Source organism: Vibrio sp. Y42_MX_L11, assembly GCF_024181785.1.
Lineage (GTDB): Bacteria > Pseudomonadota > Gammaproteobacteria > Enterobacterales > Vibrionaceae > Vibrio > Vibrio diabolicus.
This window is the reverse complement of sequence record NZ_JAMZAP010000010.1, coordinates 65,836-89,889: the sequence shown is the minus strand read 5'-3', so window position 1 is coordinate 89,889 and position 24,054 is coordinate 65,836. Positions and strand designations below refer to the sequence as shown.

Annotated in this window: 19 protein-coding genes; 14 read left to right on the top strand and 5 right to left on the bottom strand. The window is 45.2% G+C overall.

The genetic code is table 11. From position 1 onward, the window contains the following. Positions 1-56 precede the first annotated feature (56 nt). From NL643_RS12170 to glgC, 3 genes are all read left to right on the top strand, one after another. Positions 57-1,361: an inosine/guanosine kinase gene (locus NL643_RS12170; RefSeq protein ID WP_005397615.1), complete on the top strand. Its 1,305-nt coding sequence runs from the start codon at positions 57-59 to the stop codon at positions 1,359-1,361. A 236-nt stretch (positions 1,362-1,597) separates the two neighbouring features. Further along, on the top strand, positions 1,598-3,346 hold the full coding sequence (locus NL643_RS12165; protein WP_253644485.1) for a formate--tetrahydrofolate ligase: 1,749 nt from the start codon (positions 1,598-1,600) through the stop codon (positions 3,344-3,346). A 410-nt stretch (positions 3,347-3,756) separates the two neighbouring features. Next, the gene (gene glgC, locus NL643_RS12160; RefSeq protein WP_253644484.1) at positions 3,757-4,974 is read left to right on the top strand and encodes a glucose-1-phosphate adenylyltransferase; all 1,218 of its coding nucleotides are present in this window, start codon (positions 3,757-3,759) and stop codon (positions 4,972-4,974) included. A gap of 97 nt (positions 4,975-5,071) precedes the next feature. Here the strand turns inward: glgC and NL643_RS12155 are convergent, their stop codons facing one another. Further along, positions 5,072-8,236 (bottom strand): glycosyl hydrolase family 18 protein, encoded by a 3,165-nt coding sequence (locus NL643_RS12155; RefSeq protein ID WP_253644483.1) that lies wholly within the window; start codon positions 8,234-8,236, stop codon positions 5,072-5,074. A gap of 277 nt (positions 8,237-8,513) precedes the next feature. Beyond that, on the bottom strand, positions 8,514-9,395 hold the full coding sequence (locus tag NL643_RS12150) for an AraC family transcriptional regulator (RefSeq protein WP_253644482.1): 882 nt from the start codon (positions 9,393-9,395) through the stop codon (positions 8,514-8,516). A 206-nt stretch (positions 9,396-9,601) separates the two neighbouring features. Here NL643_RS12150 and NL643_RS12145 point away from each other — a divergent pair, with 206 nt between their 5' ends. The 7 genes from NL643_RS12145 (at position 9,602) to NL643_RS12115 (ending at position 16,138) form a co-directional block, all read left to right on the top strand. Continuing rightward, complete coding sequence (locus tag NL643_RS12145; protein ID WP_006742257.1) at positions 9,602-10,750, top strand: iron-containing alcohol dehydrogenase; 1,149 nt, start codon at positions 9,602-9,604, stop codon at positions 10,748-10,750. A gap of 297 nt (positions 10,751-11,047) precedes the next feature. Next, a complete protein-coding gene (locus tag NL643_RS12140) occupies positions 11,048-11,695 on the top strand; it encodes a lysoplasmalogenase (RefSeq protein ID WP_104972557.1) in 648 nt (215 codons plus the stop codon). A gap of 170 nt (positions 11,696-11,865) precedes the next feature. Further along, positions 11,866-12,600 (top strand): amino acid ABC transporter ATP-binding protein, encoded by a 735-nt coding sequence (locus NL643_RS12135; RefSeq protein WP_020835258.1) that lies wholly within the window; start codon positions 11,866-11,868, stop codon positions 12,598-12,600. Next, complete coding sequence (locus NL643_RS12130; protein WP_253644481.1) at positions 12,600-13,397, top strand: amino acid ABC transporter permease; 798 nt, start codon at positions 12,600-12,602, stop codon at positions 13,395-13,397. Before NL643_RS12135 ends, NL643_RS12130 begins: the two co-directional genes overlap by 1 nt. Before the next feature lie 9 nt (positions 13,398-13,406). After that, positions 13,407-14,225, top strand: coding sequence for a transporter substrate-binding domain-containing protein (locus NL643_RS12125; protein WP_253644480.1), 819 nt, complete (start codon positions 13,407-13,409; stop codon positions 14,223-14,225). An 81-nt stretch (positions 14,226-14,306) separates the two neighbouring features. Beyond that, positions 14,307-15,227, top strand: coding sequence for an amino acid ABC transporter permease (locus NL643_RS12120; RefSeq protein ID WP_253644479.1), 921 nt, complete (start codon positions 14,307-14,309; stop codon positions 15,225-15,227). A 92-nt stretch (positions 15,228-15,319) separates the two neighbouring features. After that, positions 15,320-16,138, top strand: coding sequence for an EAL domain-containing protein (locus NL643_RS12115; RefSeq protein ID WP_046876068.1), 819 nt, complete (start codon positions 15,320-15,322; stop codon positions 16,136-16,138). 104 nt (positions 16,139-16,242) lie between these two features. Here the strand turns inward: NL643_RS12115 and NL643_RS12110 are convergent, their stop codons facing one another. Beyond that, positions 16,243-16,776, bottom strand: a complete 534-nt coding sequence (locus tag NL643_RS12110) for an RNA-binding S4 domain-containing protein (protein WP_054867581.1) — start codon at positions 16,774-16,776, stop codon at positions 16,243-16,245. Between the two features lie 226 nt (positions 16,777-17,002). Here NL643_RS12110 and NL643_RS12105 point away from each other — a divergent pair, with 226 nt between their 5' ends. Continuing rightward, on the top strand, positions 17,003-17,956 hold the full coding sequence (locus tag NL643_RS12105) for an endonuclease/exonuclease/phosphatase family protein (protein ID WP_253644478.1): 954 nt from the start codon (positions 17,003-17,005) through the stop codon (positions 17,954-17,956). Between the two features lie 9 nt (positions 17,957-17,965). Here NL643_RS12105 and cra read toward each other — a convergent pair whose 3' ends face one another. Beyond that, positions 17,966-18,946 carry a catabolite repressor/activator gene (cra, locus tag NL643_RS12100; protein ID WP_253644477.1) on the bottom strand — a complete coding sequence of 327 codons (981 nt, stop codon included), beginning with the start codon at positions 18,944-18,946 and terminating at the stop codon, positions 17,966-17,968. A gap of 374 nt (positions 18,947-19,320) precedes the next feature. Between cra and fruB the strand changes: the two genes are divergently transcribed. The 3 genes from fruB to fruA are packed head-to-tail and all read left to right on the top strand — an operon-like array spanning position 19,321 to position 23,193. Beyond that, on the top strand, positions 19,321-20,454 hold the full coding sequence (gene fruB, locus NL643_RS12095) for a fused PTS fructose transporter subunit IIA/HPr protein (RefSeq protein ID WP_253644476.1): 1,134 nt from the start codon (positions 19,321-19,323) through the stop codon (positions 20,452-20,454). Positions 20,455-20,463: 9 nt separating this feature from the next. Then, complete coding sequence (gene pfkB / locus NL643_RS12090) at positions 20,464-21,435, top strand: 1-phosphofructokinase (protein ID WP_253644475.1); 972 nt, start codon at positions 20,464-20,466, stop codon at positions 21,433-21,435. 18 nt (positions 21,436-21,453) lie between these two features. Next, positions 21,454-23,193 carry a PTS fructose transporter subunit IIBC gene (gene fruA / locus NL643_RS12085; RefSeq protein WP_048625003.1) on the top strand — a complete coding sequence of 580 codons (1,740 nt, stop codon included), beginning with the start codon at positions 21,454-21,456 and terminating at the stop codon, positions 23,191-23,193. Between the two features lie 82 nt (positions 23,194-23,275). Here fruA and NL643_RS12080 read toward each other — a convergent pair whose 3' ends face one another. Beyond that, positions 23,276-23,989, bottom strand: coding sequence for a hypothetical protein (locus tag NL643_RS12080; protein WP_085343740.1), 714 nt, complete (start codon positions 23,987-23,989; stop codon positions 23,276-23,278). Positions 23,990-24,054: the final 65 nt, after the last annotated feature.

Genomic DNA, 24,054 nt, shown 5'->3' with positions numbered 1-24,054 from the left:
TTTTCATTTTTTTGTGATACAATCCCGCCTCTTTTTTTTCTCACTCAAGAACAAGCATGAAGTTTCCTGGTCAGCGTAAATCTAAACACTACTTCCCAACTCACGCTCGAGATCCATTAGTAAACCAAATCCGACAAGCGCCTAAGCTATATCGCCCAACTATTGTTGGTGTCGGTCAAACCATCGTAGATATCGAAGCGCGTGTAGATGATGCGTTTTTAGAAAAATACAACCTAAGTAAAGGACATTCACTCGTTCTTGAAGAAAGCAAAGCAGATGCACTTTACGAAGAACTGGTTGAGCAAGGCCTGATCACACACCAATACCCAGGTGACACGATTGGCAACACGCTCCACAATTACTCAGTATTGGCGGATAGCAAATCCGTTTTGCTCGGTGTGATGTCCAAGAACATTCAAGTTGGTTCTTTTGCTTACCGTTACCTTTGCCGCACGTCTTCACGCATGAACCTCAACCACCTACAAACGGTAGATGGTCCTATTGGTCGTTGTTATACCTTGATTTCTCAAGATGGCGAACGCACATTTGCTATCAATGAAGGTCACATGAACCAACTACTTCCAGAAAGCATTCCTGAAGAGATCTTTGAGAAAGCATCAGCTCTGGTTGTTTCTTCTTACCTCATGCGCGGTAAAGAAGAGGATCCAATGCCGAAAGCAGTACAAAAAGCGATCGACTTTGCCAAGAAGCACGATGTCCCTGTAGTACTAACTTTAGGCACAAAATACGTTATCGAAGGTAACGCGCAGTGGTGGCAAGAGTACATTCGCGAGAACATATCTGTTGTTGCAATGAATGAAGAAGAAGGCGCCGCATTAACAGGCGAGACAGAACCGCTTGCGGCTGCTGATAAAGCACTTGAGTGGGTCGATCTTGTTCTATGTACTGCTGGGCCAAATGGCCTATACATGGCAGGTTACACCGACGAAAAAGTAAAACGAGAAACCACACACGACATTCTTGAAGGTTCAATTGAAGCCTTTAACCAATACGAATTCAGTCGTGCGATGCGTAAAGGAGATTGTGAGAAGCCAATGAAGGTATACTCTTACATTGGTCCTTACCTGGGTGGTCCACTAGAGATTAAGAACACCAACGGCGCAGGTGATGCGGCGCTTTCTGCTTTACTGCATGATATGGCTGCAAACTCTTTCCATCAAAAAGAAGTGCCTAACTCAGAAAAGCACGAAGTACGCTGTTTGACTTACTCATCACTTTCTCAGATCTGTAAATATGCAAACCGAGTAAGCTATGAAGTGTTGACGCAACACTCTCCTCGCCTATCGCGAGCACTTCCTGAACGAGAAGATAGCTTAGAAGAAACTTACTGGGATCGTTAAGATCACAGCTTTAAAGCTAAAAATACATCAAGGTCACCATTTGGTGGCCTTTTTGTTTTGATCTGGCGCAGTAAATAGTAGATTTTGTTAGTATGTAGCACAGTATAGAGCAGTAAACTCTTTACATACCGAATCGAAACCGTACCATCACCGAGCAAACGTTTGCCCAACAATAATACTTGCTCCAACTCAGATTGTTTTTCAACACTACCTGCGAGTCACTTTAGGGATTATCCATGCAGTCAGATATTGAAATTTGCCGAAACACACCACTTTCTTCTATTGATGTTATTGCGGAAAAAGTAGGGTTACTACCCGAAGAATATGACACTCACGGGAAGCACAAAGCCAAAGTCCATCCAAAATGTTTGGAGCGGCTCAAAGAGAATGATAACGGTAAGCTTGTGCTTGTTACTGCGATCACTCCTACCCCACTTGGCGAAGGAAAAACCGTTACAACAGTCGGACTGGCGCAAGGTTTAGCTAAGCTTAGACAATCCGTTATCGCATGTATTAGACAACCTTCTATGGGGCCTGTATTCGGTATTAAAGGCGGTGCTGCTGGCGGTGGTTATTCCCAAGTTGCTCCAATGGAAGAACTGAACTTGCACCTTACTGGTGACATCCATGCGGTGACGGCGGCGCATAATCTAGCTTCAGCCGCGCTTGATGCTCGCTTGTATCATGAACAACGCGAAGGCTATGATGCCTTTGAAGCACGTACTGGATTAAAGGCACTTAAAATCGATACGGCAAGCATTACTTGGAAACGAGTAATGGACCATAATGATCGTGCACTACGTAAAGTCAAAATTGGGTTAAATGAGCCAGGAAAAGTCATCAATGGATACGAACGCGACGAAGGGTTTGATATTTCTGCCGCGTCTGAGTTAATGGCTATCATTGCACTGGCTAAAGATTTAAAAGATTTACGTCAACGTATTGGGAAAATTGTCGTAGCGTACGATTTGAACGGAAACCCGGTAACCACTGAGGATCTGCAAGTTGCAGGAGCAATGGCAGTGACATTAAAAGAGGCCATAGCACCGACACTGATGCAAACTCTGGAAGGTGTTCCTACGTTGATTCACGCAGGCCCGTTTGCAAACATCGCCCATGGAAATTCATCCATTATTGCCGACGATATCGCGCTAAAACTATCAAGTTACACTGTAACGGAGGCGGGATTTGGCTCAGACATGGGATTTGAGAAAGCGTGTAACATTAAAGCTGCCGCCGCCAGCAAGGCGCTAGATTGTGTAGTGATAGTAGCGACATTACGCGGCCTCAAAGCAAATTCTGGACACTACGATTTACGACCAGGTATGGCCATTCCAGATTCCATTTTTAATCCAGACCAAGCAGCATTGGAAGCGGGATTTGAAAACTTAAAATGGCACATTAATAACGTTCATAAATATGGCATTCCAGCTGTTGTCGCTATTAACCAGTTCCCGCACGATTGTGAGAAAGAGCTTAAAATACTTAAAGAGCTAGTTCAGCAATTTAATCCGGAAGTTAAAGTCGCTATCAGCACCGCTTTTGCGCAAGGCGGGCAAGGCACAACTCAGTTAGCTCAACATGTTATTGACGCTTGTGCCCAGCCTACAGAGTTTCGTCCTTTATACAATAAAGAACAATCGTTACAGGAAAAACTTATGGCTGTGTGTGAAGCTGGCTATGGTGCCGCCAATATAGAAATGAGTTCTCTTGCTACTGAACAGCTCAACCATTTTGAAAATCTAGGTTTTAACAACTTAGCGGTTTGCATAGCGAAAACCCCATTATCGATAACAACAGATTCCGCTGTCAAAGGCGCGCCAACAGGTTTTACCGTCCCTATCCGCGAGTTACGTCTGTGTGCTGGCGCTGGGTTTGTGTATGCGTTGTCCGGTACGGTGATGACGATGCCAGGTTTGCCTGATAAGCCTGCGTTTATGAACTTAGACCTTGATGATGAAGGAAATATCGTCGGTCTCTCTTAGTGTAACGTCAACGTATAGTTGACTATAAAGGAAGCACGTTTAAAGAGTGAGTGGTTTACTTCTATATCCACTCACTTTGAACAGACGAAGAGGCGTGCTTGATTATCTTTATCTTACTGTTTTATCCTCACTTTACATTGTAAATCCATACTTATTTTCTCCCCTTCCCTATAATCTTGCGCCAATTTGATGCACGGCCTACTTAGCACTTCACTAATGTGGTGCAATTACCTTGCGATGAATTTTTAACCCCTTTGATTTTTAAAGAGATATTCTATGGCTCGAATCTTGTACTAAAGTTTGCAGTAGTAAACACATCAGCACATGCACTTTCAAAACCTCTGCGCTGTACACCACTTCCTCCTGGTTAGCACCGTTTTGATGCATGCAAAAAAGGGAAAGGGAATAATATGGAAGACGCACTCGCCGTAATTTTAGCTGGAGGGATGGGGTCTAGACTCAGCCCACTCACCGATGATAGAACCAAGCCAGCAGTACCTTTTGGCGGAAAGTATAGAATTATAGATTTCACACTAACCAACTGTTTACACTCGGGTTTACGTAAAATCCTTGTTTTGACCCAATACAAATCTCATTCACTTCAAAAACACTTGCGAGATGGTTGGTCGATATTCAATCCAGAGCTTGGCGAGTACATTACTGCGGTTCCACCTCAAATGCGCAAAGGTGGTGCATGGTATGAAGGAACCGCTGATGCGATTTATCACAACATGTGGTTACTATCGCGCAATGACGCGAAGTATGTGGTTGTGTTATCCGGCGATCATATCTATCGAATGGACTACGCCGCAATGCTTGAAGAGCATAAAGAGAAAGGTGCTAAGCTCACCGTTGCCTGTATGGATGTTCCCGTAGAGGATGCTTCAGCATTCGGGGTAATGGGCACCGCAGAAAACGGGCTAGTTACTTCATTTATAGAAAAACCAGAATTCCCACCTACCCTTCCAGGAAGCAAAACTAGAAGCCTCGTTTCCATGGGGATCTATATCTTTGATATGGATGTTTTAAAAGAAGCACTCGAAGACGACTCAAAACTCGATTCATCAAGTCATGACTTCGGAAAAGACATCATACCTAAGCTGATTGATACGGAATCCGTTTATGCTTATCAATTTTGTGGCAGTAAAGGTCGAGTTGATAAGGATTGCTACTGGCGCGACGTGGGTACCATTGATTCCTTCTATGAAGCGAATATGGATCTGCTAGAGCCAGTACCACCAATGAACCTATATCAATCCAATTGGGCGATTCGTACTTACGAGCCGCAGTTTCCACCAGCTCGTACCGTTTCTTCTGCTACGGGCAATGAAGGTATTTTTATTAACTCCATCATTGCTACCGGTGTCATCAATTCTGGAGGCTCAGTACAGCATTCCATCATTTCCTCTAACGTACGTATTCAAGACAGTGCAACGGTTGTCGATTCCATCATTTTTGATGACGTAGAGGTCGGTGAAGGAAGTCAGTTGGTCAACTGTATTGTGGATAAACATGTTCGTATTCCGCCACATACTCAAATTGGCATCAACAAACTAGAAGATGCGAAGCGATTTAAAATCTCAGACAAAGGTATTGTCGTCATACCCGAAAGTTATCAATTCGATTAAACGACAAACCATCGCAACAAAAAAGCGCACGATCATTATCGTGCGCTTTTGTTTAAATGCCTATTAACGTTAGGCTATAACAGTTAATCAAAAACGATTAGATGTTACATACCGTTGACCAGCTACCATCAGTGCCCGGCTCAGCCGCTGTCCACCAGTTCGCTTGGTAAACCACACCGTTGTGGATGATCTTATCACCTTGGTTAGCATGGCTTGGGTTACCAGCCCAATCCGTTTGTGGTAGAGCTGGGTATGTCACTAAACCTGTCGTATCACACGTACCTGGTTCAGTAGTACCACCATCACCCGAGCCTGCATTTAGGTCGCCAATTGGCAGTTCTGGCTGTTCAAACTTGAACGCAAACTCTTTACCACCAGAAATCACTGAGTAGTTAGCCGGACCAGAGATTGGTAGGTAGTAAACCATATCAAGCTCGTAAGTACCGCCCGCTGGTAAATCTTTCCAAGCAGGTAGAGAGAACGATACGCGGTGCATTACGCCATCTAAGCCACCGATGTTGTTTGCACGAGTATGTCCAGAAGCAATGACTTTCAAACCGCCACCAGATTGATCTTTCGCATTATCAGGAGCTGATACTGGGATATCAAACTGGAATTCAGTACCACCAGGGATCGCTTGACCAGTGTTGTTCGTAAACGTGATCTTCGGATTAATTGGGTAGTTTTGGTCGCCAACCTTAAAGCCGCCAACGCTGACTGTAATGTCTACCGCTTCTGTTGGTGTTGGACCCGTCGCAACTTTATTACCGTAAGGTGTTGCAGACTTAAACTTGTCGTAGATAGCTTTGGTCATAGTGTTACCCATGTGGTACTCACCATTACCAGCTGCACAAGCTTGTTCAGTTGCATCTACTGCCGTACGATTACCATTTGTATCCAGTACGTAACAGTTGTAGTCGCCTGCCAGTTCCCAGAACATAATACCGCCGATTTCTTTATCGATAACGTAATCAGCTTTCACTTCGATAGAAGCTTTATCTTCCGTAGATAGGAACACGCTCTTCTCTGCGTTCCACAACCAAGGCGCTACAGCAACGCTATCGTAATGACGTGTATATGTACCAACAAACTTATCCGAAGGATCGTTAACTGGATCAAGACCGTAAGCGGCTGCGTATGAGCCCCAGATACCATTTTCTAGGTTCTTCGCATGCCACATTGGGTTAGAGCCAGCGCCCATTTCGTTGCCTTTAGGGTCGGTATCGTGCCACATGTTGTCGATACCAATAGCACCGTGACCACAGTTGTTCTTCTCACCTTCACCGGTACCTGGTTGACACTCAGCTTGGTTTGGCAGTGCTGCTCGGCCCCACAGACCATTTTCACCACCAGTAACACCTTGCCAACCACGGGTGTAGTAAGGAACACCAATGTTGATACGACCTGCAGGCATAGAACCACGGAAGTAATGGTAAGCCCAGTCTGTGTTCAAGTAACCGATACCACCGTATGCAGCAGTGCCGTATACGTTCCACTGCGCTAGCTCCGAGTCTTTACCTGTATCGAATAATGCCGCGTTGTGACCAACGTGATCATTCCAAGCCCCATGCAAGTCGTAAGACATGATGTTTACGTAGTCTAGGTACTTAGTTACATCGAAGGTTTCCATCCCACGTAGCAAGTAACCTGAAGATGGGGCTGCGATAGTCAGCATATAATGAATGCCATCTTGCGCGGATGCCGCGTCAAGTTTCTCACGCAATACTTTCATAAGCTCTTGGTAAGACGCCCATAGATACTGACGACGTGGTTCCATGAAGTCTTTGTCGTAAGGGTTACCAGCACCAGCCATTGATGTCGGGTATTCATAGTCGATATCCAGGCCATCGAACTTGTACTGACGCATCATTTCAACGGCTGAAGTTGCGAACTTCTCGATGCCTGCATGGTTAATAGAACCATCCGCATTCGTCGTCATGGTGTAGAAGCCACCATCAGCTACACGATTGCCGTTCGTATCGAAGTGACCGCCCGTTTCAGCCCAACCACCGATAGAGATTAGCGTTTTAACATCATGTTTTTGCTTGTAAGTCGCGAGCGCACCAAAGTGACCTTTAAAGCCAAGAGCAGGATCTACCTCAACGCCAGGCCAAGTTTTACCCGTAGCAGGGTTGTTAGGGTCATTAACGTCACCAACGTTTACTTTACCATCAGAACCAATGCTCACAAACGCGTAGTTAATGTGAGTAAGTTGCTCCCAAGGAATATCTTTAACAAGGTAAGTCGATTGAGGGTCCTCACCTGCGCGCCAACTAGTAAAGTAACCAATCACACGACGTGGGTGATCGGCGCCCATTTTCTCGCGACCTTCTTCGTCATAAATAGAACAGTAAGGAACGTCTACACCCGTTGTTTGATACAAGCCATCAGGGCGACAGTTAGATGTCACCGCGCCACCGTTTACCGTTAACGTCGCAAGTGCAGAATCTGCTGTTGCTCCGGCATCATCGGTTGCTCTCGCATAAACACTTAGCGAACCAGCTTGTGAAGGCGTTACATCAAGCGTGTATGGCGCAGTTGTTGCGGTGCCAGCAAGGACGCCCGCCACATAGAAATCAACTTTAGCAACGGTGCCATCCGCATCTGCGGCATTCGCAGTCAGTGTGACGGAGCCACCTAAGTCAATAGAAGTAGCAGAAAGCGCAACATCCACTGTCGGCGCTTCGTTACCAGGTTGTGCTGGTGCCACAGTTAACGTCACAGCGCTTGCTGTGCTCACTGCACCTGCATCATCATACGCCTTAGTAGAGAATTCGTGCTGGCCTTCAGTCGCTGTCCATGACGCAGCATAAGGCGCAGACGTTGCCTGACCAACTAATACGCCATCAACAAAGAATTCTACTTTGCTAACAGTACCATCGGTATCTGCTGCATCTGCAGCTAGGTTAACAACATCCCCCGCAGTCACAGAAGCCGACGCAGAAGGCGATGTTAGAGTAACAGTCGGGACTTCATTCTGAGGTGGATCAACCGGTCCGGTGCCATCACATGCGCCAAGTGTTTCCCACTCGCCCCACTCACCAGATTGCGCTGGGTTACTGTTTTGCGTCCAGTAACGTGCTTTGTAAGCATTACCTTCATGTTGAACTTGGTCACCACCGTTATAAACTTTTGATGATTGCCAAGTTTCTAGAGGGGCACAGTCAACCGCTGCGTAGCTATTGAAGGCCATAAGACAAGAAGCGGTGAGAGTGCTTAGTGTGAACACGCTTTTCACTGCGTTGCCATTTTTAAGGTGCATAATCGCTCTTCCTTAAGTTATTGTTAAAACAATACTAAATGCGCTAAACAAAGCGCACTTATACTTTTATTTCGACGTAAAATAACTTAAGTACAAGTTGGTGATTTCACACTATCTATTTACGAGTTTTCCACACCGCCTCGCAACAATCCACTAAATGCTTGCAACAACGTACCTATTATTTGGCACCAGTAACTAATTTTATAAATCAAATAAATATGTCACTCGCAAATTAATAAAAAAGGCAAAAGAAGTCGTTATTTTGAAATAAAGATCACTAAGCCTTTGTTGACCTTGGCGTTTCATTAAAATGTCGCTTGTACTCACGACTAAACTGTGATGGGCTCGTGTACCCGACCAGTCTCGCGGCATCGTTGACACGTCGCCCCTCCAACTGGATCAACTCGCGCGCTTTATTAAGTCGAACTTTCTTAATGTATTGCAACGGAGATTCAAGCGTGACATTGCGAAATGCTTGATGGAAAGCAGACACACTCATGTTGGCTTCTTCAGCCAATGTTTGTACGCTCAACTGTTCATGATACGCTTGATGAACACGATTCAATGCTTTGGCCACTCTAGCGTAAGAGCCTTCTTGGTGTGCTAAGTCAAATAAAACATACCCTTCTTTGCTTACCAAAGTGCGATAAACAATTTCCTCAAGAAGTAGATCACCGAGCATGACAACATCTAGCTCATTACACAACGCGCTCATTAGTCGCTTGCATGCATCCAGCATACCTTCGCTCATGCGTACCGATTTAAGGCCGCAACGGGTAGCGTCCAGACACTTATTACTGAATTTCTCAGCCTCAAGTTTTTTAACGAGCTTATGAAGAAGCGTTGGCGAAATATCTATCGAGATGCCAAGTAAAGGCTCATTGTTTGTCGCAAACGCTTCGCACTCCAGGGGCATGGGAACTCCTACGACAAGGTAATCATCGGGCCCATATTGGACAGGTGTATCACCGATATGAATGTTCTTATGTCCTTGCCCTAAAACAATAACTCCAGACTGATAGACAAACGGCTGGCGATGATTTCCTTTGCTACTGCGATAAAACCATACGCCATCTATTGCGGTTTTCTTCATACCTTCTAAGTCATGCAGTCCCTGCTTTTCAACATATTGCTGCATGATATCTGCGAGAGTGTGCATTCGAGCGCTCCATCAATGACCAACGAGTTTGGTCTCTATTATCATTTCGTGCACTATACTTCCTCTCGACTTTAACTTTCTAGCTCAAGAGCATCAATTTTGTAGAAATAGGCAGATTATTTGCAGAAATCGACCTATTAACGAACGTTAATCAGGACTAATATGCACGTATTCAATCTCCTTTACTGGAAGCAAGAGGGCTAATAATGAACTTTTCTTATGTAAACCCAACCAAGATTTTCTTTGGTCAAAAACAAATCGCTGCAATCAAAGAAGCTATCCCATCCGACCAAAAAGTTTTAGTGGTATACGGCGGTGGCTCAATTAAAAAAAATGGCGTGTACGACCAAGTCTCAGAAGCACTAGAGGGACATGAATGGCTAGAGTTTTCTGGTGTTGAACCAAACCCAACCAAAGAAACGCTCGATAAAGCGGTTGCAATGGTAAAAGAACATGGTGTTGACTTTATTCTTGCTGTAGGTGGTGGTTCAGTCATTGATGGCTCTAAATACGTAGCAGCAGCATCTAAGTATGATGGTGATGGCTGGGATATCATGATTGGTAAACACCAAGTCACTGAAGCGACGCCTCTAGCTGCAATTTTGACACTGCCAGCAACAGGCTCAGAGTCAAACATGGGCGCAGTTATCACTAAAAAAGAAACTCAAGACAAACTTCCGTTCATGTCTCCAGCAGTACAGCCTAAATTTGCGGTGTTAGACCCGGATGTAATGAAAACATTGCCAGAACGCCAGTTGATCAACGGCATTGTTGACGCATGGGTGCACGTATGTGAGCAATACTTGACGCTTCCTACTGGCGCAATGGTTCAAGATGGCTATGCAGAAACACTGCTGAAAACCTTAAAAACACTCGGAGAACAGTTTGCCGAGCGAGACGACGATATGTGGCGCGCAAACTTAATGTGGTCTGCTAACCAAGCATTGAACGGGTTAATTGGTAGTGGCGTTCCACAAGACTGGGCGACACATATGATCGGCCATGAATTAACGGCTCTATGGGGCGTCGATCATGCACGTTCTCTTGCAATCGTCCAACCATCGCTACTTCGCAACCAAATGCAATTTAAACGTCCTAAGCTAGAGCAAATGGGTCGCAACGTATTTGGACTTGAAGCTGGAGACGATCTTGCTGAACGTACCATCGAAGCGATCGAAGCGTTTTATCATCAACTTGATGTCGCAACTAAGCTAGAAAACTATGGTGAAAGTCGTGAACAAGCGATCGATGCCATCATCGAACAACTCAATAAACACGGAATGACCGTTCTCGGTGAAAACCAAGCGATTACTCTTGAACGTAGTCGTGAAATTTTAGAACTCGCTGTTGCCTAACAGCAAAAATAGTTCACTGCCCTTTCTAGGGTTTAACGGTATTGTGACTTAACGGTCACAATACCGTTTTTTTATGCTATTTTGTAAGCTTCATCACGTTCAAATTCGGGAACTCCTCAAAATAACGATTAATCCCTACAAACTCATTGATCGTGTAGGTCAGTAAAGAGACAACTGTCCAGCTTTACACAAACAAAAAATAAAATTGAATTCAAAGGTCTAACTTACTCATTTAATGGACCTTTTATTTGTTGTAGTTATCCACTACATTAGCTTGTCTGTTCGAGAATCCATTTTATGTGGCTAGTTGTTGTAGTATTAGCATTCATACATATCATCAGTATCCGTAAAGGTCCTAAGTGGGTCTTCTACGTATCCAAACCATTACCAGTGCTCTGTATGTTAGGGATTTTAATCCAGTCTCCTGCCTATCATATGCCATACACGCATTGGATTTTGGTTGGCTTATCGCTCTCGTTGCTTGGTGATCTACTATTAATGCTCCCTAGAGATAAGTTTATTACCGGATTAGTGCTCTTCTGCTCTGCCCATCTTTCCTATAGCTACGGTTTTACCATCATGTCCGCTTGGCATTTTACGCCTTGGCTCCCTATTGCTTTATTTGGACTCGGTGTGTGTTTCTATTGGTTGTTTCGACCGGACCTTGGTCAAGAAAAGCTCCCGGTTGCCAGCTACATATTGGTATTGATGACCATGTGTTGGGCTGCTATCGAGTATTATTTGAGTGGAAAAACACAATCGTCCTCATTTGCAGTGCTCGGAAGCTTTATCTTCATCGTTTCTGGTACCGTCTTAGCTTTTGAACGCTTCGGGGGACGATCCGTATTTTCGCGACAAGTCGTCATGGTGACCTACTATTCCGCACAAACATTGATGGTGATGTCTGTTGTTGCCATCGTTGTTCGTTATCCGTATCTCAGTTGAACTGCATTATTAGTAATAGCTTTTGTGCCTAATTCTTAAAACATTACTTTATCAAACACTAAAGTGAGCAGGTTCTTAATCTTAGAACCTGAATATAAGCTTGTTCTTAATGAAATAATGCGCACAACTTGCTATTGTAGAAGGATATTTTTCCTTTATAGCGTGCCCCTTTGAAAGAGAACACTCCCGTCGTTGAATTTAGCAACGTAAACAAGTGGTATGGCGATTACCACGCTCTAAAAGATATCAACTTCTCCGTGCATTCTGGCGAGATCGTCGTGGTGTGTGGCCCTTCTGGTTCAGGAAAATCAACGCTCATTCGTTGCATCAACCATCTTGAATCGATTCAAGAAGGCCAACTTCATGTGTTTGACCAGCCTTCTCACGCAAAATCTCTCAAGCCCGGTAAAATCGGCATGGTGTTCCAGCACTTCCACCTTTTTCCTCATTTGACTGTACTGGAAAACCTCACCTTAGCGCCGATTCGCACACTCAAATTGTCAAAACAAGAAGCTGAAAAACGCGCACGACATTACCTCAAGCGAGTCAATATTGAAGAGCAAGCGAGTAAGTATCCTATCCAGCTTTCTGGCGGTCAGCAGCAACGCGTCGCGATTGCCCGCTCCTTATGTATGGAACCGGACTTACTCCTCTTTGACGAACCAACTTCAGCACTTGATCCGGAAATGATCAATGAAGTGTTGGATGTCATGGTTGAGCTGGCACAAAGCGGAATGACGATGATTTGCGTCACGCACGAAATGGGATTTGCCAAAAAAGTAGCGAACCGCGTGGTATTTATGGATGAAGGCCAAATCGTGGAAATGAACTCACCGATCGCCTTATTTGAGACACCACAGCATCCACGAACCCAAGCATTTTTGAACCAAATTTTAAGTTACTGATGATAGTTCGCGTAATCAAACCTGTCCTTCAAGCTTTACTACAAATGACGCTCCTCTTCATCGCGATTGTGTGGGTGTTAGACTCTGGTGCCGACGCTATGGGGTATCAATGGCAATGGGAGCGCGTACCTGATTACATCGCTTTTTATGAAGATGGCGAATGGTGGCCGGCAGAACTTATCGATGGGCTGTTGGTCACGCTTAACATCTCGGCCATTAGTCTATTCTTCACCTTAGTGTTGGGGTTGGTCATCGCGTTACTAAGACTTAGTGATTCGAAAGTCGGCAATGTTATTGGCACCACTTATGTCGAGGTAATACGTAACACGCCGTTGTTGGTGCAAATCTATTTGCTTTACTTCGTGTTTGGCCCCGTGATTGGTTTGGACCGATTCAGCACCGCCGTTTTGGCTTTGTCCCTTTTCCAAGGAGCTTACACTGCAGAAATATTCCGCGCAGGTTTAAAGAGTATTCCTAAAGGGCAATTCGAAGCAGCACAAACACTCGGGTTATCACCGTCTTACACTTACAAAGACGTAATTTTGCCCCAGGTTTTACAGCGCACATTACCGCCACTGACCAATGAAGTGGTTTCTTTGATCAAAAACTCTTCCATTGTAAGCGTGATGGCGATTTTTGATTTAACAACACAGGCACGCAACATCGTCTCTGAGACGGCGATGCCGTTTGAAATTTGGTTTACCGTGGCAGCAATTTATCTTGCTCTCACTCTATCACTTTCTGGCTTGTCTGCATGGCTAGAACACAAACTCGGAGCCAGTTGGCGCAAATTATAAGGAGATAACATGAAGTTATTCAAAGCGACCATTACTGCATTATTAGGGCTAGCCATCGCTATGCCTACAATCGCGAAAGAAGATGTTGCCACACCCAATGTAGATCAAATCAAAGAACGAGGCACTTTGCGCGTTGGTATGTCAACATTTGTCCCTTGGGCAATGCGCAACAAGCAAGGTGAGTTAATCGGTTTTGAAATCGATGTTGCCAAACGCTTAGCAGAAGATTCAGGTTTGAAAGTGGAATTTGTACCGACCGCGTGGGATGGCATTATTCCCGCACTACTGGCGAAAAAGTTCGACGTGATCATCGGTGGCATGTCGGTCACGCCCGAGCGTTCCAAAAGCGTGTTGTTTACTGAGCCCTACTCGCACTCTGGAGTTCAAGTGGCAGCGAACAAAGAGCTGGCTTCAGGTTTTAGCGAATTCTCCGATTTTGACTCACGACGCGTAAAAATAGCGGCTCGTCGCGGTGCGTTCACCGTTCAAGTAGCCAGAGAAACCTTCCCGAAAGCGAAGATTCTGCAATTTGATGATGACGCTCAAGCGTTCCAAGAGGTGCTGAATGGTAACGCCCATGCGGTCATCGCTTCTAGCCCAAAACCAGAGCATGAGACAGTGAAACACAGCGACAAACTATTCCTTCCATTCTCCGAGCGACTCTCAAAAGGTAACGAAGCCTTTGCGGTTCGCCTAGGAGAAGAAGATAAAAAAGCCTTTTTCAATAAATGGATTGAAGAAAGAACCCAAGATGGATGGTTAAAACAGCGTTATGAATACTGGTTCTCGACATTAGATTGGCAAGATCAAGTCGCGCGAGGCCAGTAATCTAAATGGCTCGTGGTCTTCGCGAGCCTATACTTTCCAATCATCCATTTTACTTTTTCATCATCTATCGGAGTCAAATTTTTGGGCGAACAAACCACCACTCGCACAGTACCCACTAATTCCAACACAGGTTCCTTTCTATCGCGGTTAAACACGCTAGATTGGGTACTGCTTATTATCTGTGGTATTGGTGGCGTTTGGCTGTACCATCGCTCCACTGTTGGTGTGCATTATTTGTGGCAGTGGAAAGAGGCGTTTGAACTACTTTTTACGCCCAGAGGCGATGGTGGTTTGCCCTACTTCTTCCAAGGTTTGATTTCGACGTTAAGGCTCAGTATTTGGAGCATCAGCTTCGCGTTAGTACTTGGCACGTTGCTAGGCTTAGCGCGCTTCTCTCGCTCCGTTTGGTTGCGCACACCTGCAAACACATTTATCCAGTTGGTAAGAAACATCCCACCGTTGGTTTTTGTTTTTATTTTCTACTTTTTCATTTCTAACCAGTTGATCCCGTTACTCGGTTTGGAAGATATTCTACGAAACTATAACAGCGAACCAAATGCGCTACAGAGCTTTCTTTTTGGGCCTTATAACCTTTGGGAAAATCTTGCCTCTGGCGTGTTATGCGTCGGCCTACTATCTTCTGCCTACGTTGCAGAAGTGGTGCGTGCAGGTTTACAAAGTATCGACCAAGGACAGTGGGAAGCGGCAGATTCATTGGGCTTGTCTCGGTGGGTGAAATACCGATTCGTTATCGCGCCGCAAGTGCTCAAAGTCATCACCCCAGCACTTGCAGGTCAAACCATCTCTCTAGTGAAAGACACCTCCATCGTTTCGCTAATTTCTATACAAGAAATGACTTTCGTTGGGACAGAGATGGCAAACTCATCAGGATATATCTTTGAAATTTGGCTGATTGTCGGCCTTGCTTACTTTTTGATTTGTTTCGGGTTGTCACTTACTTTTCGCTACATTGAAGCAAAATCGGAATCCATTTCAAATTAACTCAACCGTATATGTAATTAGACACATTTGAATCTTCAAATCAGAATTGCATCCTGTTACATTGAAAAGATGCTAAATTTTCGGCGTTTTTCATGGAGTTAAAGAATCAATCGGACTACGAGCGATACATTAAGCAAGATAATCTTGGTGAATATTACGTAGTTCTCAATCAATTCACTTTTCACAGTGTTTATCAGCCGATTTTTGATAAGCACCAGCGTATTATTGGAATGGAAGCTCTACTGCGAATTCGTGGCATTGATGGTTCGTTAATTCGTCCTGATGTATTTCTGGCCAACAATGGCCTCGATCCCTACTTTCGATTGTGTGTTGAGTTTTTATCCAGAGCAATGCACATTCGAAATTTTGCACGCTGTTTCGCAGGAACGCCTATCAAACTGTTTCTCAATGTCATGCCTCAAACCCTACTCACCCTAACCAAAGACATGGGCTTTAAAGACAACGGCCTGCTTTACAAGCGCCTTTCCGAACTTGGTATGAGCCCATCAGACGTGGTGTTTGAAGTAGTCGAAGAGTCATGCGGTGATACTGATTTACTGATCAAAGCCGTGCAGTTAATGAGAGCGAATGGCTTTATCTTTGCTATCGATGATTTTGGCGCTCAACATTCTGATATCGCACGTGTTCAGCAGCTCTGCCCTGACATCATAAAAATCGATCGCTCCTATCTACTTGATTACTGCGCCGGAGAAACCTTTTCCATACATAGCGCCGTTGAGCTCGCGGCTCATATGGGAGCAAAAGTGATCATAGAAGGGGTAGAAGAAGACGTGCAGCTGCAAGCGATGTATCAACTTGATTTGGATTATTACCAAGGCTTTTACTTAGGTAAGCCTTGCGCCATTCATCACTGGACCGATAGCCTAAACATTGAGACGACAGTGCATTGACACTGCCCCCTTACAATACAGTAAAACCCAAAAAGCGCCGATATATACTCGGCGCTTTTTGGGTTTTGCTTGGCGATGACCTGCTTAGTTAGGTATTAATTTGCTTAGAAAAAGTCAATAGAGTTACGTCCGCTCTTCGGATCACGAGTCGCTTGCGGCTTTTCAGCTTTCTTACCTTTCTTCGCCGATTGCGACAGCGCGTTTTGTTGTGCTTTACGCTCTTTATGCGCTGCTTTTCGGCCTGTTGACTTAGGTCCAGAGCCTTTAGCAGGCTTGCTTTGGCGAGATTTCTCTTTACGTGCGGATTGCGCTTCTTTCTTCGCTTTCTTTTCCGCTTTTTGCTCTGCCGTTTCAGGTTCAGTTACCGGCGCATCGCAAACCACAACATAATATTCCTGGTTAAACTCAAAAAAGTCACCATCATACATCTTGCGGCGCTTACGTGTTTCTAGCTCACCATTCACCGCGACGTAACCTTCTTCGATGATATGCTTTGCTTCGCCGCCACCGCTGACCAAGTTCGCGATTTTAAAAAGCTTGTACAGTTCGATCGGATGCGCATCAACGTCGATGCCAATCGCTTCGATCTCAATCTCTTCGCCTTCTAAATACTCTTCGTGGTCGTAATCTTGGGTCATGTTACTTACTCTTACTATTTGATGCCCTGAAGTTTAAACGCAATGCTTAAAAATAGAAACCTCTGCCGATGCTCAATCACCGATTAGCCTTGGCATTTGAGTACCTCTTAACCCATTTAACTTGCTGCTCGTTAGCTTGTATGTCGAGGCTTGGTTCAAACGAAGCTGCAATTACGCAGTCTGAAGGTATATACTCTTCAAGTTATTGTTGAAAAGAGCGAATACTTTGTCTCAACCAAGCAGAATTACCTTTGTCACGGCTAACTTGTTTAATTTTGTCGCACCTCCTGATGCCTACTATGATTTCGAAAACATCTACTCGTTAGAGCAATGGCAAGACAAACTTGCTTGGACGCAACGTCAAGTTGAAAAACTGGAAGGCGACGTGATTGGCTTACAAGAAGTATTCTGTATCGAGAAGACCCAGGCATTCTTTTCAACCATCGGCTACCCCTACTTTGCGACCGTTGACACCCCACATGTTGAGGATGAGTACATTTACTCAAGCCCTGTTGTGGCAATCGCATCTCGGTTTCCAATAGTAAAAGTACAAGCGGTAGAGTTTGACTTAGCAACGCTTGAGCCTTTTGGAGTAAGTGTTGCTCCAGAGTTCAGTCGCAAACCTATCTATGCCCAAGTCATACATCCTGTACTCGGTCATATCGCCGTTTACGTGACGCACCTAAAATCTCAACGCCCAGCCGACTCAGAACAACCAGAAACGTCTAGCACGATTATGGGGCGCTGGTTATCCACCCAGCAAAGAGGTTGGGAAGCTGCGATGTTAAGAGACGCGATGCAAAAAAGGTATAGAAAGGAGCCAATGCCAACGGTGTTAATGGGCGATATGAATCAACCTATCACTCCAACCAGTGTTAATAGCGCATTGGTAGCCAATACTGGTGACAGCGTCACTGAGTTGCAACTCAAAGATGGATGGTCATTACAAAGTGACGCTCTGAAGGATGAACGCCCCGCTACGCATTATCATTTTTCCACTGGGAATGTGCTCGACTATATCTTGCTCTCTCAAGAGTTTGACACCTTATCAGATATATCGGTTGCCGAGGTTGTTGATTATCAGGTGTCTAACCAACATCTGATCAACCCGATTTATGACAGAGATAAAAACGCCAGCGACCACGCATTTGTGGCGCTGACGGCTGAAGTAAAGCTTTGAGTAACCTGTTTAGTGACGTTTAACAATTTTACGTGGAATCAACTCAACACCCGGTTTATAACGTTTGGCGGAAGCGTTGAGCGCTAACTCCATTGCACTGTCCGCGATCAACTCAAATTGTTGAGGTAAAGAGTTGATTTTCACTGGCAAGAAGTCCAGCAGTCGATTATCACCAAACGTCGCTAGGCGAACTTTGCTCATGAGTTCTGGCTTTTCGAGCATCACATCCAACACACCTTCTAACAGTGTGTATGACGTTGTGACAATGGCATCTGGCTGCTCGTTCTCTGCTAGCCATCTCTCTAAGACTTTCTTACCTTCTTCTCGGGAGAAGTGTTGTCCATAACCCACTGTTGCCGTTTTGCCACCTTGTTGAGAAGCGGATCGAAAACCGAGCTCACGCTCTTTTGAAACTTGAAGATCTTGCAATGCGCCGATTAAGCCAATGGACTTTATATCCTCGGACAGTACTGACTGAGTGAGTTCAAGTGCGGCGTCAAAATCTTCGCTGATGACACAACAAAAGTGCTCATCATCCATTGGGCGGTCTAGCGCGATAACTGGCGTACCAGAATTTTGCAACTTAAGATAATACTCGTTTGCAGTGGGCATACCACTTGCCACAAACAACGCATCAATGCGACGACTGACTAACGCTTCCGCCACCTTTTGCTCTGTATCAGGATCATCATCAGAGCAGCCAATTAAAATTTGGTACCCTGCTTTACGCGAGTTTTGCTCAATCAGTTTTGCAAGACGCGCATAACTGGTGTTTTCTAAGTCTGGGATGATAAGCCCAAATGAGCGTGAATTACCTGCTCGCAAAGAAGACGCCGCATGATCTGGCTTATAATTGTATTCTTCTACAACGGCCATCACTTTCTTCTGAGTCTTCTCGCTGATGCGGTATTTCTGCGCTTTTCCGTTAATCACATAGCTTGCAGTTGTCTTAGAAACGCCTGCTAATTTGGCTATTTCATCCAGTGTCATATTCTAAACCTTATTCTGTGCGCGCGATCATATTAATACATCAGCGATCTTTCGATAAGTTGAATTATAAGCTGAACCGATTCAGTATAAAAGCTGAAAGGATTCAGCAAAACTTAAAAATTGACGTAAATCACCTGAATACACAACAAACCAATTTGTAGGCTAGGCTATAGGACAGCGCCAAAGACTCATTTGTTAACGTCAGTTTTTAAAATAGTTTTTCTGAGTCTTTTAAAAAATTTACCAATAAGCTGAATCGATTTAGCTTGAAAGATAGAATGGTTTGAGGAGTGATAAGCGCTCAGCAGAAGCAGCGTTCAACTTCTCACACAGAATACATTTTTAAATTGATACCTTAAGGCTGGAGAAGCACCATGCTTAAGCTAAATAAGAACGACATTACCCTCTCGCAATCAGCGACAGATAAGTTTGAAGCAATAAAGAGTATTGCTCATAGCCTGACTGATAAAGGCCTTGTTGAACAAGGTTATGTGGAAGGCATGCTAAACCGTGAAAACCAAAACTCAACGTTTTTGGGGAACGGTATTGCCATCCCGCACGGCACGACTGACACTCGCTCAATGGTGAAAACAACGGGTGTTGCTGTGCACCACTTTCCACAAGGTGTCGACTGGGGCGATGGTAACACGGTATTCGTCGCTATCGGCATTGCAGCTAAATCTGATGAGCACCTTGGCATTCTTAAACAGCTAACGAAAGTGCTAGGCGCTGACGGCGTAGAAGAACGCCTACGTAATGCAAAAAATGAAGACGAGATTATTGCCCTGCTCCACGGTGATGTTCAGCTTGAAGCAGACTTTGACGCTTCTTTAATTCAACTTATGTTCCCTGCGAGCGATATGCTACAAATGAGTGCTGTTGCTGGTGGTCTTTTGAAAAACACGGGCTGTGCTGATAACGAGTTCGTCGCAGATCTCGTTACCAAAACACCAACTCACTTAGGTAATGGCCTTTGGTTAATTGGCAGTGACAAACATGTAACTCGCACAGGCGTGTCATTTGTCTCGACGGCAAACGACTGCGAATATGAAGGTCAAAAAGTGCGTGCACTTGTCGCGTTTGCGGCATGTAACAATGCTCACCAGCCTATCCTAAAAACGCTTTCTAATATTGTGTTTAACAATGAGCACGGCAAGCTTTTAGATGCATCAGTAGAACAGATTCTTGCTTTGTTTAAAAGTGAAGAAGCCACAGCCGCATCTTCAGAAGAAGGCAATACCGCTGTATTTAAAATCAAAAACTCTCATGGTTTACATGCTCGTCCGGGTGCAATGTTAGTGGCGGAAGCGAAAAAATTTGAATCCACCATTCGCGTTGCCAACCTAGACGGTGATGGCAAAACAGTAAACGCGAAGAGCCTAATGAAAGTCATTGCGCTTGGGGTTAAGCACGGCCATCAACTTCAATTCACTGCGGAAGGCCCTGATGCACCAAAAGCCTTGGAGTCTATCGGGAATGCTATCGCTTCTGGCCTTGGTGAAGGTTAAGGAGCCGATATGACGAACAAAACAAGTAAAGTTGTCACTATTACGCTCAACCCGGCATTGGATTTAACAGGTTCAGTAAATGAGCTAAACGTTGGTTCCGTGAGCCTAGTGCAGCAAAGCAATCTCCATGCTGCAGGTAAAGGTGTCAACGTAGCAAAAGTGTTGAGCGATTTAGGCGCAGATGTCACGGTTACCGGCTTTCTTGGTAAAGATAACCCTGAGCTATTCCATCAGCTTTTCAATGACATCGGCGTTAAGAATGAGTTTATAGAAGTACAAGGTGCCACTCGTATCAACGTCAAGCTCGTGGAGGCTAGTGGCAACGTTAGTGACATTAACTTCCCTGGTGTTCAAGTAACGGCTGACGAAATTGCTCGCTTTGAGGAGACGCTATTCCGTCTCGCAGAGACTCACGATTACTTTGTGCTTGCGGGTAGCTTACCTGGTGGCGTAACCGCCGAACAATGTGCTGCGTGGATAAAAGCACTGCATCAACAAGGCAAAAAGGTGTTGTTCGACAGCAGTAAAGCCGCATTGAAATCAGGTATTGAGGCTCACCCATGGTTGATTAAGCCTAACGATGAAGAACTTGGTGATTTTGTCGGCGAACACCTAGAAACACCAGAACAATGCCAAGCCGCCGCGCAAACACTCAGTGACAAAGGCATCGAGAACATCGTGGTTTCCATGGGCGCTGACGGTGTGATGTGGCTAAACCAAGGCGAATGGCTTCGTGCACAACCCCCTCGAATGAATGTGGTAAGCACCGTTGGCGCTGGCGATACGCTAGTTGCTGGCTTGTGTTGGGGTCACATGCAACTGATGCCGAAAAACGATTTATTGCGCTTCGCTACAGCACTTTCTGCCTTGGCAGTTAGTCAAGTCGGCGTAGGGCTAACCAGTCAGGAAGAACTGGAGAACATCAAGCAGCAAACTGAAGTTAGCGAGCTTTACCCTATTACAAACTTAGAACAAAACTAAGGAACAGAAGGTTATCGTATGAATATTGCCATTATTACTGCCTGTCCGAGCGGTGTTGCAAATAGCATCCTTGCGGCAGGGTTACTAGAACAAGCAGCCGCAAAATTAACCTGGAATGCAAAAATCGAATGTCAATCAAGTGTGGTTGAACCTACATTGCTGACGGAAGCTGACGTTGAGCAAGCAGAAGTCATTATCATTGCGGCAAATACTTGCGTGGATACTTCTCGTTTCGTAGGGAAAAAGGTTTACCAAGCGGAAATCCGCGAAGTAGCAAAAGACGCAACTGCGTTTCTCCAGCAAGCGGTTGAAAACGCCACTTTACTTGAAAAAGCAACCACACTTGCAGCCCCTATCACTCCTGAAGCAACATCAGCAGCGAAGAAAATTGTCGCAATCACCGCTTGTCCTACTGGCGTTGCGCATACCTTTATGGCAGCAGAAGCGCTAGAAGAAGAAGGCAAACGCCGTGGCCATCAAATCAAGGTGGAAACTCGTGGTTCAGTTGGTGCGAAAAACCAACTGACAGATCAAGACATCGCAGACGCTGATCTAGTGATCATTGCTGCAGATATCGAAGTGCCACTTGATCGCTTCAACGGCAAAAAGATGTACCGCACGAAAACAGGCCCAGCTCTGAAGAAAACAGCCGAAGAGATGGACAAAGCATTCGAGCAAGCCACGATTTACCAACATTCAGGTTCTGCAAATTCTGCTTCGGCAGCAGACGAGAAGAAAGGCGCTTACAAACACTTGATGACAGGGGTATCGCACATGCTGCCTGTGGTTGTCGCTGGTGGTTTGATCATCGCCCTATCGTTCGTGTTTGGCATTGAAGCATTTAAAGAAGAAGGCACGCTAGCTGCAGCATTGATGAACATTGGTGGTGGCTCTGCATTCGCATTGATGATTCCTGTTCTTGCGGGTTACATCGCGTTCTCAATTGCTGACCGTCCGGGCCTGGCTCCTGGTCTTGTTGGCGGTATGCTAGCAAGTTCAACGGGTGCTGGTTTCCTAGGAGGTATCGCAGCGGGCTTCATTGCCGGTTATGCAGCGAAGCTCCTTGCGGACAAAGTAAAACTCCCACAATCGATGGAAGCGCTTAAACCAATTCTGATCATTCCATTTGTGGCAACACTGTTCACCGGCCTTGTGATGATCTACATCGTAGGTGGCCCAGTTTCAGGCATCATGAACGGCCTGACTGACTTCCTAAACAACATGGGATCTGACAGTGCAGTTCTGCTAGGTATTATCCTTGGTGCGATGATGTGTTTCGACCTAGGTGGCCCAGTAAACAAAGCCGCTTACGCATTTGGCGTCGGTCTATTGGCTTCGCAAACTTACGCGCCAATGGCAGCAATCATGGCAGCAGGTATGGTTCCTGCGCTAGGTATGGGTTTAGCGACCTTCATTGCGAAGAACAAATTTGAACAAAATGAACGTGAGGCTGGTAAAGCATCATTTGTATTGGGCCTGTGTTTCATCTCTGAAGGCGCAATTCCATTTGCCGCCAAAGATCCAATGCGTGTGATTCCATCTTGTATGGCAGGTGGCGCGCTTACTGGTGCCCTATCCATGCTGTTCGGTGCAAAATTAATGGCACCACACGGCGGTCTGTTCGTACTGTTAATCCCTAACGCCATTTCACCAGTGTTAATGTACTTAGTGGCTATCGCAGCTGGTACAGCAGTAACTGGCTTTACTTACGCTTTCTTAAAAAGCAAAGCAGAAGCCAAACAAGAAGTCGCGGCATAAACAGAATTACTCCGCTTAACAATGCCACCCTCGAATTTGGCATTCAGCACCTCCCTTTAATTCCGGTTAAGGGAGGTGTTTTTTATTCCGCAGCCGGAACGGCAACAATGTCTACTTCCCCACTATTCATATCCACCGTCGCTTTATAAGTACTATGCGGATCACCGTAATGTTTAAAGGTGAAGTGGTATACATTGGCTGGCGTCCACAAAGTTTTCGAATCAGCGGGCATAATGTCATAGCCATCTTGCTGATAAAGCTCTGTCGCCATTACATTCGCAATTGCCGCCTGCTGGTTTGAGTCACGATCCACCTTTGGCTCCAAAGAAGGGTTACTCGGGTAAGATTCACCGTTGTAACTCATGAGTCGATATGAGCCATTACTCCAAACGATGAAATCTTGCCAGCCATTGCTGTAACTATCTGCAAGTACAATAGGCGTGCGAGTGACAGACATTCGATTGATAACGTTCCCCTCATTATCAAACATATAAGCTGCACAACCACCGCTGCCACAGAAATAACGGTCCTGTAGCAATACAATGTGTTCTGCATTGCCATCGCTGTTTAAGTCGGCGCTACCCGATATATAACGTAGATTGTCTTGTTCGAGTGAAAGCCCTTCAGGCGCTAAAACCTTGCTATCAATCCAGTTGGAGATGACTTCAGTGCTAACGCTGTTGATTTTAGGAACGGCTTGCTTAGCCTCTTCTGTAGTCATACTGTCTGTCGTAGTACAGCCGACCAAGGTGAAAGAACCGACGAAGAAGAGTCCGTGTAATACGCGCTTGTTCATGTTATCTCGCTCTTTGATGTATCGTTCCATCAGTATACGCATGATTTGCATTGCATTCGTAAGAA

Excerpts from the sequence above, each read along its gene's own strand:
- NL643_RS12170 (WP_005397615.1), top strand. The coding sequence starts at position 57 with ATGAAGTTTCCTGGTCAGCGTAAATCTAAACACTACTTCCCAACTCAC.
- fruB (WP_253644476.1), top strand. The coding sequence starts at position 19,321 with ATGCTTAAGCTAAATAAGAACGACATTACCCTCTCGCAATCAGCGACA.
- cra (WP_253644477.1), bottom strand. The coding sequence starts at position 18,946 with ATGACACTGGATGAAATAGCCAAATTAGCAGGCGTTTCTAAGACAACT.
- NL643_RS12130 (WP_253644481.1), top strand. The coding sequence starts at position 12,600 with ATGATAGTTCGCGTAATCAAACCTGTCCTTCAAGCTTTACTACAAATG.
- NL643_RS12110 (WP_054867581.1), bottom strand. The coding sequence starts at position 16,776 with ATGACCCAAGATTACGACCACGAAGAGTATTTAGAAGGCGAAGAGATT.
- glgC (WP_253644484.1), top strand. The coding sequence starts at position 3,757 with ATGGAAGACGCACTCGCCGTAATTTTAGCTGGAGGGATGGGGTCTAGA.
- NL643_RS12165 (WP_253644485.1), top strand. The coding sequence starts at position 1,598 with ATGCAGTCAGATATTGAAATTTGCCGAAACACACCACTTTCTTCTATT.
- NL643_RS12150 (WP_253644482.1), bottom strand. The coding sequence starts at position 9,395 with ATGCACACTCTCGCAGATATCATGCAGCAATATGTTGAAAAGCAGGGA.
- NL643_RS12145 (WP_006742257.1), top strand. The coding sequence starts at position 9,602 with ATGAACTTTTCTTATGTAAACCCAACCAAGATTTTCTTTGGTCAAAAA.
- NL643_RS12140 (WP_104972557.1), top strand. The coding sequence starts at position 11,048 with ATGTGGCTAGTTGTTGTAGTATTAGCATTCATACATATCATCAGTATC.
- NL643_RS12155 (WP_253644483.1), bottom strand. The coding sequence starts at position 8,236 with ATGCACCTTAAAAATGGCAACGCAGTGAAAAGCGTGTTCACACTAAGC.
- fruA (WP_048625003.1), top strand. The coding sequence starts at position 21,454 with ATGAATATTGCCATTATTACTGCCTGTCCGAGCGGTGTTGCAAATAGC.
- NL643_RS12115 (WP_046876068.1), top strand. The coding sequence starts at position 15,320 with ATGGAGTTAAAGAATCAATCGGACTACGAGCGATACATTAAGCAAGAT.
- pfkB (WP_253644475.1), top strand. The coding sequence starts at position 20,464 with ATGACGAACAAAACAAGTAAAGTTGTCACTATTACGCTCAACCCGGCA.
- NL643_RS12080 (WP_085343740.1), bottom strand. The coding sequence starts at position 23,989 with ATGAACAAGCGCGTATTACACGGACTCTTCTTCGTCGGTTCTTTCACC.
- NL643_RS12125 (WP_253644480.1), top strand. The coding sequence starts at position 13,407 with ATGAAGTTATTCAAAGCGACCATTACTGCATTATTAGGGCTAGCCATC.